16 protein-coding genes are annotated in these 13,565 nt (G+C 71.2%); 6 read left to right on the forward strand and 10 right to left on the reverse strand.

Going from position 1 to position 13,565, the window contains the following annotated elements; translation table 11 throughout:
- Positions 1-94: 94 nt before the first annotated feature.
- The 3 genes from J7E94_RS16865 to J7E94_RS16875 are packed head-to-tail and all read left to right on the forward strand — an operon-like array spanning position 95 to position 2,111.
- Positions 95-568 carry an SRPBCC family protein gene (locus J7E94_RS16865; protein ID WP_251056772.1) on the forward strand — a complete coding sequence of 158 codons (474 nt, stop codon included), beginning with the start codon at positions 95-97 and terminating at the stop codon, positions 566-568.
- A complete protein-coding gene (locus tag J7E94_RS16870) occupies positions 565-1,401 on the forward strand; it encodes an alpha/beta hydrolase (protein WP_308345169.1) in 837 nt (278 codons plus the stop codon). The genes J7E94_RS16865 and J7E94_RS16870 overlap by 4 nt, the downstream gene beginning before the upstream one ends.
- Positions 1,398-2,111, forward strand: coding sequence for a 4'-phosphopantetheinyl transferase (locus tag J7E94_RS16875; RefSeq protein WP_215016258.1), 714 nt, complete (start codon positions 1,398-1,400; stop codon positions 2,109-2,111). The genes J7E94_RS16870 and J7E94_RS16875 overlap by 4 nt, the downstream gene beginning before the upstream one ends.
- A 76-nt stretch (positions 2,112-2,187) precedes the next feature.
- Here J7E94_RS16875 and J7E94_RS16880 read toward each other — a convergent pair whose 3' ends face one another.
- From J7E94_RS16880 to J7E94_RS16905, 6 genes are all read right to left on the reverse strand, one after another.
- Positions 2,188-3,381 (reverse strand): enoyl-[acyl-carrier-protein] reductase FabV, encoded by a 1,194-nt coding sequence (locus J7E94_RS16880; RefSeq protein ID WP_215016259.1) that lies wholly within the window; start codon positions 3,379-3,381, stop codon positions 2,188-2,190.
- The gene (locus tag J7E94_RS16885) at positions 3,378-3,641 is read right to left on the reverse strand and encodes an acyl carrier protein (protein WP_215016260.1); all 264 of its coding nucleotides are present in this window, start codon (positions 3,639-3,641) and stop codon (positions 3,378-3,380) included. The genes J7E94_RS16880 and J7E94_RS16885 overlap by 4 nt, the downstream gene beginning before the upstream one ends.
- Before the next feature lie 16 nt (positions 3,642-3,657).
- On the reverse strand, positions 3,658-4,863 hold the full coding sequence (locus tag J7E94_RS16890) for a 4Fe-4S cluster-binding domain-containing protein (protein ID WP_215016261.1): 1,206 nt from the start codon (positions 4,861-4,863) through the stop codon (positions 3,658-3,660).
- The gene (locus J7E94_RS16895) at positions 4,851-5,408 is read right to left on the reverse strand and encodes a hypothetical protein (protein ID WP_215016262.1); all 558 of its coding nucleotides are present in this window, start codon (positions 5,406-5,408) and stop codon (positions 4,851-4,853) included. Before J7E94_RS16895 ends, J7E94_RS16890 begins: the two co-directional genes overlap by 13 nt.
- Before the next feature lie 288 nt (positions 5,409-5,696).
- Positions 5,697-5,936 carry a hypothetical protein gene (locus tag J7E94_RS16900; RefSeq protein ID WP_215016264.1) on the reverse strand — a complete coding sequence of 80 codons (240 nt, stop codon included), beginning with the start codon at positions 5,934-5,936 and terminating at the stop codon, positions 5,697-5,699.
- Positions 5,937-5,940: 4 nt separating this feature from the next.
- Complete coding sequence (locus tag J7E94_RS16905) at positions 5,941-6,150, reverse strand: hypothetical protein (RefSeq protein WP_215016265.1); 210 nt, start codon at positions 6,148-6,150, stop codon at positions 5,941-5,943.
- A 491-nt stretch (positions 6,151-6,641) separates the two neighbouring features.
- Here J7E94_RS16905 and J7E94_RS34620 point away from each other — a divergent pair, with 491 nt between their 5' ends.
- Together J7E94_RS34620 and J7E94_RS16910 are read left to right on the forward strand one after the other, a co-directional pair.
- Complete coding sequence (locus J7E94_RS34620) at positions 6,642-7,658, forward strand: hypothetical protein (RefSeq protein ID WP_251056773.1); 1,017 nt, start codon at positions 6,642-6,644, stop codon at positions 7,656-7,658.
- A 10-nt stretch (positions 7,659-7,668) separates the two neighbouring features.
- Complete coding sequence (locus tag J7E94_RS16910) at positions 7,669-8,211, forward strand: GNAT family N-acetyltransferase (RefSeq protein WP_308345172.1); 543 nt, start codon at positions 7,669-7,671, stop codon at positions 8,209-8,211.
- A 429-nt stretch (positions 8,212-8,640) separates the two neighbouring features.
- Here J7E94_RS16910 and J7E94_RS16915 read toward each other — a convergent pair whose 3' ends face one another.
- Entirely contained in the window at positions 8,641-9,639 is a 999-nt protein-coding gene (locus tag J7E94_RS16915; RefSeq protein ID WP_215016267.1) for an AraC family transcriptional regulator, read from the reverse strand.
- 125 nt (positions 9,640-9,764) lie between these two features.
- Positions 9,765-10,259, reverse strand: coding sequence for an anthrone oxygenase family protein (locus tag J7E94_RS16920; RefSeq protein ID WP_308345173.1), 495 nt, complete (start codon positions 10,257-10,259; stop codon positions 9,765-9,767).
- A 144-nt stretch (positions 10,260-10,403) separates the two neighbouring features.
- Between J7E94_RS16920 and J7E94_RS16925 the strand changes: the two genes are divergently transcribed.
- The gene (locus tag J7E94_RS16925; RefSeq protein ID WP_215016268.1) at positions 10,404-11,609 is read left to right on the forward strand and encodes an RNA-guided endonuclease TnpB family protein; all 1,206 of its coding nucleotides are present in this window, start codon (positions 10,404-10,406) and stop codon (positions 11,607-11,609) included.
- A gap of 51 nt (positions 11,610-11,660) precedes the next feature.
- Here J7E94_RS16925 and J7E94_RS16930 read toward each other — a convergent pair whose 3' ends face one another.
- Together J7E94_RS16930 and J7E94_RS16935 are read right to left on the reverse strand one after the other, a co-directional pair.
- Entirely contained in the window at positions 11,661-12,296 is a 636-nt protein-coding gene (locus J7E94_RS16930) for a hemerythrin domain-containing protein (RefSeq protein WP_215016269.1), read from the reverse strand.
- Positions 12,297-12,398: 102 nt separating this feature from the next.
- Positions 12,399-13,226: an NAD(P)H-binding protein gene (locus tag J7E94_RS16935; RefSeq protein ID WP_215016270.1), complete on the reverse strand. Its 828-nt coding sequence runs from the start codon at positions 13,224-13,226 to the stop codon at positions 12,399-12,401.
- Between the last annotated feature and the right edge of the window lie 339 nt (positions 13,227-13,565).

Raw genomic sequence — 13,565 nt, forward strand, 5'->3', positions numbered from 1 at the left:
CGGCAGCCCTACCGGTCGAGTGGAGTCCCGGCGGGGGCGGGGAGAGGGACCCCGCCCCCGCCGCTCTTTTTCCCGTATCACTGGAGGCTTCGGCATGACGACGTACGACCTGATCGACGAGGCGGTGATCGACGCCCCGGCGGACGCCGTCTGGGACGCGCTCGTCGCGGAGTTCCGCGGTGCCAGGAAGTGGTGGGTTCCGGCCAACACGTTCACGGCGGTCTCCGGCGTCCCCGACGAGGTCGGCGGCCTGGTGGGCGTGACGGTGCACACCAAGGGCGCCGACAAGGGCGGGCTGAAGCTGCGCTTCACCTCGCGCACGGTGGCGGTGGAGCCGGGCCGCCGCCTGGACGTCGAGTACGTGGACGGGGTCTTCCGGGGCCCCAGCACCTTCCGGCTCGAACCCCTGGCGGACGGCCGCACCCGGATCTCCATGCACTTCACCGGCAGCCCGCACGGCTGGCTGAAGCTGCTGGCCAAGGTCGCGGACCTGGGCGCGGAGCACTCCAAGGGCACTCTGGCCGCCTTCGAGTCCCTGGACCGGCAGCTGTCGGCGGTGCCGCGGTGACGACGGCCCCGCAGACCACCCACGAGCTGACGGTCCGTACGGACGACGGCGCCGGCCTCGCGGTCACCGTCCTCACCCCGCTGGCGGGCACGCCTGCGGCCGCCGACGTGGTCCTGGTGCACGGCTGGGCGCACACCCGCCGTGTCTGGGGCACCGTCGCGGACCGGCTGATCCGGGCCGGCCACCGCGTCGTGCTGTACGACCAGCGGGGCCACGGCGCCTCCACGCTGGGCCGTACGCCGGTCTCGGTGGAGCGGCTGAGCGCGGACCTGGCGGCGGTCCTCGGCGAGACCGACGCGCGCGAGGCGGTGGTCGTCGGCCACTCGGGCGGCGGGTTCGCGGCCCTCTCGTACGCCGCCACCTCGCCGTCGGCGGGCCGGCTGCGCGGGCTGGTGCTGCTGGGCACGGCGGCGCACGGCCAGGACACCCCGGACAGCGAGGTGAAGATGATGGGCAGCGCCGTCTTCTCCAAGGCGCTGCGCCGCCCGTGGCTGGGCCGCAAGCTGCTGGGCTCCACCATGGGCAAGGGGGTGGATCCCGTCGTCCGGGACGTGAACCGGCAGCTGTTCGCGGCGGCCGTGCCCCGGGTCCGGGCGGAGTTCTTCCGCTGCACCCGCGGCTGGGACGTGCGCGAGGCGCTGAAGTCCGTCACGGTCCCGGCGGTGGTCCTGCACGGCGAGGCCGACAAGGTGATCGACATCGCGCTGGCCCAGACCCTCGCCGAGGTCGTGCCCGGCGCCCGCTTCGAACGCGTCCCGGACGCGGGCCACATGCTCCCGCTGGAGCGCCCGCTCCTGGCGGTCTCGGCGGTGTCCGAGCTCGCCTCGCGATGATCGAGGAACTCCTGCCCCCGGGCGTCACGTCATCGGAAGCCTTCGACGACGCGGCGCCCGCTCCTCTCTTCCCCGCCGAGGCGGCCCTGATGGAGGGCCGCCGGGAGCGGCGGCGCCGCCAGTTCGCGACCGCCCGGGCCTGCGCCCGCCGCTGCCTGACCGAGCTCGGCCGCCGGCCCGTCGCCCTGCTGCCGGGCCCGGGCGGCGCCCCCCAGTGGCCCTCTGGGGTGGTCGGCAGCATCACCCACTGCGAGGGCTACCGCGCGGCGGTGGCCGCCCCGGCCTCGGCGGTGGCCGCCCTGGGCATCGACGCGGAACCGGCCGGCCCGCTCCCGGCGGGGGTCCTCGCGCTGGTCGCCTCCGCCGCGGAGCGCGCCCACCTGGCCGGCCTCGCCGCCGCCGATCCCTGCCCGCCCTGGGAGCGCATCTTCTTCTCCGCCAAGGAGGCGGCGTACAAGGCCTGGTACCCGGCCACCGGCATCTGGCTCGGCTTCCGCGAGGCCACCCTCGCCCTGTCCCCCGACGGCACCTTCACGGCCACCCTCCACCCGTCGGTCCCGCCGCCCGTGGACCCGGTGTACGAAGGCCGCTGGCTGACCGCCCGCGGCCTCGTCCTCACCGCGGTGGCCCGCGAGGCCCGCGCCGTCCCCCGGCCCGCACCCGCACCCGCACCCGCACCCGCGACGATCTCCGCGGTCACGTCCTCGTAGAGTGCGTGCACGAGTACCACTGCTGAAACAAACCTCTTGAGGGGTGAGTTGAAGGGGTGAGAATTCGCGACGCTGCTCAGGCCCTCGGCGCCGGCCACGCCACCGTCGTCTCCGCGGGCCGCGCGTAGTCGACACCCTCGACACCCCACCCGTACAGCTCGCGGATCTGTCCCATGAACCAGTCCGCTCCGCCCTGCGCGCGCTCCAGTCCGGCCTCCGGGTCCGCCCACAGCTCGCGCACCCGATCCTGGACCTCGTCGTCCAGCTCCCAGCCGTCCAGCCGGATGCGGCCCTGCTCGTCGAGGACCAACGGTGCTGCCCCCGTCAGCTGCTCCCACAGCTCCCCGGCCTGCTCGGCCGTCGTACGGAACCCGTCTCCGAGGACGGTCCGGAGGAACGCCGTGTACAGGGCGATCGAGGGGATCGCGCTCGACGCCTGTGTGACGGCCGCCCCCGCGACCGCGGTGAACGCCCGGCCTGCATCTCCCAGCTCGGCGTCCAGGTGCCCGGCGGTCCGCTCCAGGTCTTCCTTCGCCGCGCCGATGGTGCCCTGTCGGTAGATCGGCGCCGTCAGCTCCGAGCCGATGTAGGTGAGTGCGACGGTCGTGAACCTGTCGGCCAGCAGGCCGCGCTCGGCCAGAGCGTCCACCCACAGCCGCCAGTCCGCGCCGCCCATCACCTGCTCCGTCGCGTGCCGCTCCTCGTCGCTGGCCGCCTCCAAGGTCACCTGTCCGACCTTCGGGGTGTCACCGGAGAAGTCCAGCGCCGGGGCCTCGTACCGCCCGACGAGGGGCTTGATCACCGAGTGGTGGACCGTGCCGGTCGCCGGGTCGGTGCGGCGCGGAGCCGCCAGGCTGTAGATCAGGTGGTCAACCTTGCCGTACCGCTCCTCCAGCAGGTTCAGCACCTCCTCCTTGCCCACCTCGGAGAACGCGTCGGTGTTGACGAACACGAAGTCGCGGCCGGCGGCCCGGGCCAGGGCGTCGGCGGCCGCGGTGCGGTACCAGCCCGCCGTGGCCGTGCGACGTTCGGTCTCCGCGCCCTCGAAGGCGACGCCCACGCCCCGAATGCCGTGCCGGCGCAGCCCCGTCAGCAGCGTGGCCAGCCCGTACCCGGCGCTGTGTCCGAGGAGCAGTACCACCGGGCTGCTGCCGTCGGTGCGGGGCGGGATCTGTTCCCACATCCGGTGCACGGTCTCAGCGGCCCCGTCCGGGTGGGAGTTGACGATGAGGAAACCGCGCTGCTTCGGGTCGATGTGGCGAAGGCTCACAGTGCGTCCATTCCGTTCGGTACGAGGCGGGCAAGGAGGGTACGTACGTCCGTGACCGTCTTGAGGCGGCCGGTTTCCTCGTCCGGGATGACGATGGTCAGGCGCTGTTCGAGATCGGTCACCAACTCGGCCAGGGCCAGGCTGTCGATACCGAGGTCCTGTTCCAGATGTCCGTCTTCGGGGAGCGTATCGACGCCCTTGCCTGCGACCCGTGCCAGCGCGGCACGGAGAACCTGCTCGGTCGTTGTCACCTTCAGCATTGACGATGCTCCTTCCTCAGTGGTTGTAGGCCGGCTCGCCTGGGCGCAGACGTGACATCAGCGCGTCCTGCCCGATGATCGGCAGCGGCAGGACCGCAGGCAGGCCGTTGGCCTCGCGATATTTGTCGCTCAGCAGGGAGCACGATGCACAGAACCCGCCGCACGTCGTCTCAGTGGTGAACTCCTCTGGGACCGCGCCGTGCAGGCCCTTGAGGCCGCCGCCGTCCGCGATCCTCCGTAGGTAGGCGTCGTCGTTCGCGCGCTCCACGATCGTGCGCATCCCGTCGGTGAAGAGGTTCCCGAAGCCGAGCGACTCGGGGACGTCGAAGGAGGCGCACGCGTACACACGGCCGTCCTGCTTCACGAGGCCCGACGGCAGGATGTAGGTGCCCACCGTCGGCGCGAAGCAGTCGAAGCAGCGGTCCATCCACCGCTTCACCGTGGTCTCGCCGGGCCGGTGCACCTTCTGCTGCTCGGGGAGTCGTTCGTTGTCCAGGTAAACGCGCATCGTGGAGTGCACCCGGTCGTGCGGGAAGTCCCCGTACGCCTTCTCGTACACCTCCATCAGCTCGTACACCTTGTGCTCGCGGCTGTCCGGGCGTGCCAGCGAGGACACGGCGACGTTCAGTTCACGGTCGCTGTAGTGGACGACCGCGTGGTGCAGGATCCGGGCGACCCACTCCAGGGGCATGGTCTGCTCGCCGACGGACAGCATGATCAGCGGCACGAACAGCCGGTTGTCGAACAGTCCGGCCTTCTCCAGCTTGTCGAAGGTCCGTTCACAGCGGCGCCGGGCACCCCAGACGCCGTTCGTGGTCAGCTTTGAGATGTCGATGCCCCGCCCGGTCAAAGCCTTGATCAGCGGCATCAGCGCGTGGACGGCCACGAACGGCTCCCCGCCGGTCACAGCGGCCGACGGCAGGCCGACCGCATCGAACTCATCGACCAGCCGGGCCCGCTGCTCCGGGCTCATCGTGATCCCGGAAGCGAGCGGCAGCGCGCCCATCCCGCACGACGGGCAGCTGTCATTGCACTTCGTGGTGATCTCCAGCTCCAGACGCAGCGGCCGGTACCGCATCTGGCCCAGCCCGGCCGCGGCGAACCGGCGCTCGATCACCTCGAAGATGTCCGCGCGTTTCGCTGCGTACTTCCCCAGAAACGGTCGTACCTCGCCCCGGCCCGCGATGAACGTGTACTGGCCCTCCTTGATCACCGTCCGCACCCCTCGTACCGGACAGGCGTCACCTGGCGCTCCACGACGTCCAGGCCCTCCCGGTACCAGGTGCCGCAGATGCCGTCCTCGGCGGTGCCGTAGAAGTTGTGCAGGCTCGTGTAGAAGCCGAGCTGTGCGAGGTGCTCGCGGCTGACCGGGGTCTTGTGGGTCGGGTCCATGGCCAGGACGTCGACCACGGCCGGGTTCGGGGTGGTGATCACCACCCCCAGTTCGGCGCTGTCCATCAGCACGGACATCAGGCGGTCCGGGTCCTGAAGGTGCTCGATGACCTCCAGGCAGGCAAGCCAGTCGAATCGCATCGGCGGCTTCCACCGTTCCAGGTCCACATCGCCGGTCCACCGGTCCACGGCCACGTAGCGTCCACGCCAACCGTGTTCGGTCCGCAGGCACACGTCCAGCTCGGTGTGGCCGGCGCCGATGTCGGCGACGCTGTGACGGTCGTTCAGGCCGCCCGTGCTCATGCGGTCCGCCGCGATCCGGTAGCGGGCAGCCCGCTCCAGATAGGTACGGCGGACGAACTTTTCGACAGGCACCGGTGCGGGATGTAGGCGGTGCGGGAGTGGGGGTGCTGGCATGGTGGTCCATACCTTTCTTCGTGGGTTGATTCGGGTCATTCGTAAGATCGGGACACCCAGGGGAGTCGGGTGTGGCTGGCATGGGGTAGCCGCTGTTGTGGCTCAAGGAGATTGGCCGCCCGGCTCCCCGCGACGACTCGGCCGCTCATTGGGATGCGCGAACGATCGCTTGTATGGACACGTCGGCGAGGTCGTCTCCTTGTGCTGGGCTATGGCGATGCCGCAGATGTGTCCGGCAGCGGCGGGTCAAGAGGTCACGTTGCGGATGTCCCGTATCAGCGCTTGGTGTTCGCGGCCGGATGACAGGCGGACCCAGACGTACGCGCGATCCGCGTCGATGCCGTCCCATCCGGAGCCGACCTGGACGATGTGGCCGGTGATCTCCACCGGCTTCTCCCGGGCACGGTCCTCGGGCTGAACGTAGGAGGTGCCGGTGACCAGGTCACCGACGTTGTAAGGCGCACGGCGGGCGTGGGTCGGGCTCATGGACTCACCTCTCCCCCTCGGCGACGGCGTCCCCCTCGCCGTCGCCGTCGCCGTCGCCGCCGTGGATGATCTCTTCAGGGTCGTCCCACCGGGCGATGAACGCGGCGAGGCCGTGCTCGGCTCGGGCGAGCGTGCGGGCCGAGAGCGTGTCACCGGGAGCGCGAAGGCGGATCTCGGGTGTGCTGGCCGTGGGCTCGTTGCTGCGGGTATGCATGGCGCTCCTCCGGCTCGTGGCGGTCGAGGTGCAGTCCGGAGGCAGACCGGGCCACACTCCGCTGTGGGGTGTGCAGTGGGTAGTCAACTCGTCACGGCCGGTCGGGTCGCCGGGGTGGCCGGACTTTCAGCCGGACTTTCCTCTCGCCGTCCCCCTGAAAGTCCGGGGGTCATGGCTCTACCGTGCAAGGGAAGGGTTACACCAGCTCCGCACGAGGGGGATCGATGCCCGAACGCCCGGAGCCAGCAACACCGTTCGCCGACCTCGTCGACGGGTTCGGGTGGCGCTCGCCCGCGGAGTTCATCCGCGTATACGCGGCGGTCGCCGCCCGGATCGGCGAGCGCGCGGACGTCACGGACCGGCAGGTCAGACGGTGGCGTGCGCCGTCTCCGCCCTGTCCACAGCCCAGCCGTCAGCGAGTCTTAGAGGCGATGCTCGGCGTCCCGTTGGAACAGTGCGGGTTCCGCGTGCCGCCGCACCGGCGCAACCCCGTGATCGTCCCTGTGCCGGTGCTCGACCCCATCCCCGAACTACGCGAAAGGCGGCCCGATCCCGTGGAGCGCCGCACCCTCCTCGCCGCCGTGGGCGGCGCCGCCCTCGGCATCGCCGGGATGGGGGCGCCCGTCCCAGCCGCCGCGTACGAAGGTCCCCGTGTCGGCACCGACACCGTCACCGACCTGCGAGCCGGACTCAGCGGCCTGTACGGGCTCGACGACCGCTTCGGCGGGGCGACCGTCGGCCCACTCGCCGCCGCGCACCTCTCCCGCGTTCAGCGGCTCATCGACACCGGCCAGTACCCCGAGACGATCGGTCGGCAACTGCGCCTGGTCAGCGGGGAAACCGCCGAACACGTCGGCTGGCTGGCCTTCGACGCGGGCGACCACGCCCGCGCCCGCCACTACTGGACCCAGGCCCGGGACACCGCGACCGAACTGCGCGACAACAGCCTCGCCGTCCTGGTCCTCGCCTCCCTCTCCCTCCTGGAACTGCGCGAGGAGCGGGCCCGCGACGGTCTCGACCACGCCCGACGGGCCGCAGCGCTCGCAGCCCCGTGGGCACCGCCGTCGCTCATGTCGATCCTCGCCACCCGCGAGGCGAGGGCGCTGGCCATGCTCGGCGACTCCGCGTCCGCGCGCACCACCCTCGCCAGCGCCGCCCGCCTCTACGAGCAGGACCGAGGCAGCCGCCCGGCCCCCGACTGGACGCTCTTCCACGGCCCGGCCGAACTCGCCTCAGCACAGGCCGAACTGTTCACCGCCGTCGGCCACCACAAAGCCGCCGTGACCTGGCTGCGCCGTTCTCTGGAACGGCAAGAGGTCACCTACGCCCGCAATGAAGCCCTGCACCGCGGCCGCCTCGCCGGCGCCCTCGCCCGCTCCGGCGAGGCCGAGGAAGCAGCCCACCACATCCAGCAGGGCGAGGCCCTGCTCACCGAGGTCTCCTCCGGCCGAGCACGGGAGGGACTGGCCGTTGCCCGCCGCGAACTCGACCGCATCCGCCCCACCTAGTGAGGACACCGTGCACTACGCCCTGATCACCGACCCCGCCTACGCCGGAGGGGCGCTCAACGACATCGCCCCCGTCTACGAGTCCGTCTTCGCCGAACCCCCATATCTAGAGGGGCCTCGCGACCTCGCGCTGTTCCTGGATGCCTACCAGTGCGAGCACAAGACACCTGGCTTCCGCCTCGTCCTCGCCCGCACCGGCGACGGGAGGCTGACCGGGTTCGCGTACGGGCTCCCCCTCGCATCCACCACCGGATGGTGGGACGGCTTCCTCGATACGACCCCCACAGCCGAGTTCACCCGCGAGGACGGCCGACGCACCTTCGTCGTCAAGGAACTCGCCGTCCTGGCCAACTGGCGCGGACAGGGCATCGGCACGAAACTGCACGCCGCACTGCTGGACGGGCTCACCGCGGAGCGGGCCACCCTCACCGTCCGCCCCGAAGCCCCGGCCGCCGCCTGGTACGAACGGCAGGGGTACGAACTCGTAGGGCACACCCGGCCGTGGGACGGCGCACCGGTCTACCAGACCCTGGTCAAGCCGCTACACCCCTGAGCCTGTTCAGCAGCGCTCGCCCGCCAGAGCACCGGCGCCAGCCAACGGCAGCATCGCCGCCCGGCGGCGGACGCTGGGACGTGGGCTGAGCGAGCCCCGAACGCCCGGAATTGCGGCCTGCGGGCTTCGCGTGGGCGCACCTTCTATGGCTGGGGTCGTCAAGGTAGGGAAGGGGTTGCGCACCCATCGAGAGAACAGCTTCGCCGGCGGCCGGTGTTCAGGCCCGTACGCAAGCGCCCCCTGCCGTCGCGGGCAGTCCTTGGGTCATCTCGGGCGGTGCAGGGCTCCGGCAGTTGGCACAGGACCAGCCGCCAAGACCCGAACCGCCCGTTCAGGCACCGCCGGAGAGCGGCTGATGCAGCAGCCGCACGTCGGCGGCGCGGCCATGGGACCAGTGGCACCGTGGCCGGGGTGGCCGCGCGGTCGGGGTCAGGGCCCGGGCAGCACCACCGTGCGCGGCGGCCGTGCGGCCTGCGGGGCGGCCGCCGGGCCTGCGCCCGTGCGGAACTCCTGGGGGCTGATGCCCCGGACCCGCTTGAAGGCCGTCGACAGGGCGAAGGCCGAGCTGTAGCCCACGCGCCGGGCCACCGTCGCGACCGTTGCGTCCGGTTCGCGCAGCAGGTCGGCGGCGAGCGCGAGGCGCCAGCCGGTCAGGTAGGCCACCGGGGGCTCGCCCACGACCTCGGTGAACCGGCGGGCCAGGGAGGCCCGCGAGACGCCGACCTTCAGGGCGAGCTCCTCGACGGTCCAGCCGTGGGACGGGTTCTCGTGGAGCAGCCGCAGGGCGGGGCCGACCACCGGGTCGCTCTGCGCGCGGTACCAGGCGGGGGCGCCGCTGCCGGGCGCCGCCAGCCAGGTGCGCAGGACCCCGATCAGCAGCAGGTCGAGGAGCCGGTCCAGGACGATCTCCTGGCCCGGTTCGTCCTTGGAGATCTCCGACGTCAGCAGGGTGACCAGGGTGTTGTCGGCGGCCTCGGCCGGGCGCACCAGGATGGTCGGCAGCGCGCTCAGCAGCCGGCGGCCGATCTCGCTCGGCGCCTGGTAGGTGCCGCTGAGCATCACCGCCGAGCCGGCGTCCTGGAAGGTGTCGCCCCAGGTGCGCACGCCGAGCGCCATCGTGTCGGTGACGTCCTCCCCCTCCTCCGTACTGCACCGCTGCTCCGGGCCGACGGTGATCTGGACGGGCGTGCCGGGGGCGTCCGCGACCGTGTACGGGTCGGGGCCCCGTACGACGGCCACGTCGCCCGGCCGGATCAGGACGGGGGCGGCCTCGTCGGGGACCAGCCAGGCGTCGCCGTGCACCATCGTGACGACGGAGAGCGGGGCCCGGTCCTCGACGCGCAGCGACCAGGGCGGGTTGAAGACGGACTTGAGGAGGAAGGCCCCGCGGGCTTTGGGACCCTCCAGCAGACCGGTCAGCGTGTCCATGCCTTCATCCTCTCGAACAACGCGGCGGAAACAACACGGCGAAGCGCCCGCTCTCCCGCGGGGGACGGAAAGAGAGCGGGCGCCGATCGCGGGGTCGAACCGGTGCCGCGCGGGCTCGGCGCGGCCTACACCGCCGACGCGCGGCCGTGCAGCGTCAGCGCGCGGCCCAGGGCGGCCAGGGCCGCCGTACAGGCCACCGTGCGGACGAGGTTGCCGGAGGCCCAGCGGCCGCCGAAGCGGGAGCGGGCCGCGGCGGCGTCGGCGCCGGCGCGCGCGAGCTGGTTGTTGAGGGGGATGTTCACGACGGCGGTGACGGCCAGCGACAGCCCGTACAGCGCGAAGGCCAGCCAGCCCCAGCGCGCCGCGTCCGGTCGGCCGCTGCGCTGCTGCTGCGCGGCTGCCACCCCGGTCGCCAGGAAGGCGCCCAGGAAGAGCAGGCCGAACAGGCCGTTGTCGATGGCCTCGTTGATGTTCCGCATGGCGGTCACGTACGTCTGGTCGTCGCCGCGGCCCAGGCCCGGCATCACCGAGATGTCGAAGGCGAAGTAGAGGCCGGCCATCAGGCCGGTGCCCACCGTCGCGGCCACGAGTGTCACGGATTGCGTCGTCGTGCCGGTCACCTGATTTCTCCCAGGAGGCTCCGGCCTTCAGGCCGGGGAGGAATGGGTCCTCGGGGCGGTGCCGCGAAGCGGCGGAGTTCTCTGCACATCTGCTGTGACCGGCACTTTCTGTCGTTGTCAGTGGTGGTGGGTACGTTGAACCTCATGACGACCCCGATGCAGACGGCGCAGGGAGCCGGGCCTGCCCGGTACACCTACCGACTGCGCGTGTCGTCCACCGCGCTCGCCGCACTTGATACGGAGTGGGCGCGGTGCCGGTGGGTGTGGAACGAGTGCGTGGCGATGTCCCGCAAGGTCCACGGGCTGAACAAGGGCGCCACCGAAAAGATCACGTGCGGTCCGGCACAGCTCGACAAGTTGCTGACCGAGGCGCGCCGTTCGATGGCGTGGCTGCGTGAGGGCGCTTCGGTGCCGCAGCAGCAGGTCATCCGGGACTTCGCCAAGTCCCGCGCCAAGGCGCTGAAGGACATCAAGGCCAGGCTTCCGATGCGGCAGCGGGCCGGGATGCCCCGTATCAAGCGGAAGCGGGAAGCGCTGCCCACGCTCAACTACACGCGGCGCGGTTTCTCCCTCAAGGAAGGCCGCCTGCACCTGGCCGGCGGGATCGTTGTGAAGCCTGTGTGGTCGCGCGACCTGCCGTCCGACCCCACGTCGGTACGGGTGTACCGAGACAGCATCGGCCACTGGTACGCCTCCTTCGTCGTGACCGCCAAGACGGAACCGCTGCCCGCAACGGGGCGAGCGATCGGTATCGACTGGGGAGTGAAGGAAACCGCCACCACCACATCCGATGCGCACGATCTGCCCCACCCCGAGCACGGCAAGACCGCGGCGCGGAAGCTGGCCGGCTACCAGCGGATGATGGCGCGGCGCCAGACCCCGAAGAACCGGCCCGACACCGCCGGATACCGCAAGGCCCGCGCCCATGCGGCGAAGGTGTCGAAGAAGATCGCCCGGCAGCGGCAGGACACCGGCCGCAAATGGGCCAAGAAGGTCGTGCGGGACCATGACGCCCTCGCCGTCGAGGATTTCCGCCCGAAGTTCCTGGCCAAGTCGACCATGGGCCGTAAGGCCGCTGACGCCGCGATCGGTGCGACGAAGGCCGCGCTGATCGAGATGGGCCGCAAGCACGGGCGCACCGTGCACCTGGTACACCCCGCGCACACCACGATGGACTGCGCGCAGTGCGGAGCGAGAACCAAGCACGCACTCCCCCTCTCCGAGAGAACGTATGCCTGCACCGCGTGCGGAGCGGTGTCCCCCAGGGACAAGAACTCCGCACGCGTAATGCTGGTCCGGGCTGGTCTCAACCCGGCTAGTGCTGATCTTGTAAGCCCTGCCACCTGTTAGGTGTCAGGCGAAGTGAGCTAGCAATCCCCGCCCTTCAGGGCGGGGAGGATGTCAATTCTGGAGTCCCTTCAGCGTGCGTGCGTAGCGCCTCTGCAACAGCGTCGCACCGATCAGCCGGACAGGCGGCGGGATGGTGGCGGAGACGTGCGCGACCGACTGCCGCGAAGCGCCGTCGAACATCCACGGCTGGAGGTACGTCATCACGCGCATCGGGGCGCTGGAGACGACCTTGCGCTCCTCGGCCAGATAGGCCCGCTCGCCGAGCCGGTCGAAGACGGGGAAGACGATCCGCTCCTCGTCGCGGAGATGGTCGCGCAGCACGCCTTCGAAGGTCTGCGCGGCCTGGACCAGGCCGTCGCCGCGGCGGGCGACCGCCGTGGACACGGCGGCCATCGCGGCGTCCAGTTCCTCGTGGTCCTCGTGCAGTTCCCGTGCCTGCGCGTCGAAGCCGGCGTCGCGGCGGCGCAGTCCCGGCCACAGGACGTCGTCCTCGCTGGTGTGGTGCCATTCGATGACCTCGCGCAGCCGCTGCCACCACTCGGCTCCCCCGCCGTTCCACGCGGGGGCCGCGGCGCGCAGCCGGGCCGCGTCGCGTCGCATCGCGATGTGCATCAGGGCGAATCCGTGGAAGTACGGGGGGAGCGAGTCCAGTCCGTGTTCGCTGGAGAACGTCCGGGGCGTGGGCATGGGAACCTCCTGTGCCCCGAGTACCGGGCGGCGGCCGTACCAGAGTCGCCGCCCGGTCAAGGAGCGAAAGGGATGGAGCGGGGTGGTGGGGCGGACGCGCCGTCAGACGTTCCAGACTCCGGAGGCGGCGGCGTCGCGGGCGAAGTCCGCGAAGTCCTTGGGCTTGCGGCCCAGGGCCTCCTCGACACCGTGCACCAGGTGCGCGTTGCGGCCGTCGAGGATCATGGTGAACAGGTCGGCGAACTCCTCCGGGAGGTTGTTCTCGCGCAGCACCGCGCGGTACTCCTCGTTGGTGACGGAGATGTACTTGATCTCGCGCCCGGTGGCCTTCGACAGTTCGACGGCCACGTCGCTGTAGCTGAGCAGGCGCGGGCCGGACAGCTCGTAGGTCTTGCCGATGTGCTTGTCGTCGCTCAGCGCGGCCACCACGACATCGGCGAGGTCGTCGGCGTCGACGAAGGCCTCCACGGCATCGCCGGTCGGCAGGGCGATCTCGCCGGCCAGTACGGGCTCCAGGAAGAAGCTCTCGGAGAAGTTCTGGTTGAACCAGCTGGAGCGGACGATCGTCCAATCGGCGCCGGAGGCCTTCAGGTTGTTCTCGCTGACCTCCGCGGCCTCCTCACCGCGGCCGGACAGCAGCACCAGGCGGCGCGCGCCGTTGGCCACGGCCACCTTGGAGAACTCGCCGACCTGCTCGGCGGCGCCCGGGAAGGCGAGGTCGGGGTAGTAGGTCACGTACACCCGGTCGACGCCCTCCAGCGCCGGCGCCCAGGTGGCGGGCTCGTTCCAGTCGAAGGCGGGCTCGCCGGTGCGGGAGCCGATCCGGACCTGGCGGCCGAGAGCGGTGAGCCTCTCGGCGACGCGCCGGCCGGTCTTGCCGTGGCCGCCGATGACGAGGGTGATCTGCGTGTTCTGCGCGTTCTGAGTCATGAGTACAGTCAAGTCCAGTCTCGCGAGACGGGCCATAGCCACAAAGCTCAGTTCCATATGCGTGCGTCTACGAGTGGTCGCTCGGAACGCGGCGAGGAGTGTGTGGCTTCGGCATGAGCCCCAGAATCGTAGGCATGCCCCCACAGGGCGGGCCAGGGCGTCCCGAGCGGTCTTCGACCCCTCGTGGACCGGCCTTCGAGCGGGTCTTGAGCACCGCCTGACCGCCGCCCGATCCGCCCCCGATCCGCCCCCGACCGGCCCTCTACGGCAGGACTTGAGCGGTTCTCATGTCTCCCCCGGCACCATCGGCCCTGGAGTAACGACCCGCCGCTGGGAGGC

This window comes from Streptomyces sp. ISL-94 (assembly GCF_018614075.1).
Lineage (GTDB): Bacteria > Actinomycetota > Actinomycetes > Streptomycetales > Streptomycetaceae > Streptomyces.

Excerpts from the sequence above, each read along its gene's own strand:
- J7E94_RS16865 (WP_251056772.1), top strand. The coding sequence starts at position 95 with ATGACGACGTACGACCTGATCGACGAGGCGGTGATCGACGCCCCGGCG.
- J7E94_RS16875 (WP_215016258.1), top strand. The coding sequence starts at position 1,398 with ATGATCGAGGAACTCCTGCCCCCGGGCGTCACGTCATCGGAAGCCTTC.
- J7E94_RS16885 (WP_215016260.1), bottom strand. The coding sequence starts at position 3,641 with ATGCTGAAGGTGACAACGACCGAGCAGGTTCTCCGTGCCGCGCTGGCA.
- J7E94_RS16900 (WP_215016264.1), bottom strand. The coding sequence starts at position 5,936 with ATGAGCCCGACCCACGCCCGCCGTGCGCCTTACAACGTCGGTGACCTG.
- J7E94_RS16905 (WP_215016265.1), bottom strand. The coding sequence starts at position 6,150 with ATGCATACCCGCAGCAACGAGCCCACGGCCAGCACACCCGAGATCCGC.
- J7E94_RS16915 (WP_215016267.1), bottom strand. The coding sequence starts at position 9,639 with ATGGACACGCTGACCGGTCTGCTGGAGGGTCCCAAAGCCCGCGGGGCC.
- J7E94_RS16925 (WP_215016268.1), top strand. The coding sequence starts at position 10,404 with ATGACGACCCCGATGCAGACGGCGCAGGGAGCCGGGCCTGCCCGGTAC.
- J7E94_RS16930 (WP_215016269.1), bottom strand. The coding sequence starts at position 12,296 with ATGCCCACGCCCCGGACGTTCTCCAGCGAACACGGACTGGACTCGCTC.
- J7E94_RS16935 (WP_215016270.1), bottom strand. The coding sequence starts at position 13,226 with ATGACTCAGAACGCGCAGAACACGCAGATCACCCTCGTCATCGGCGGC.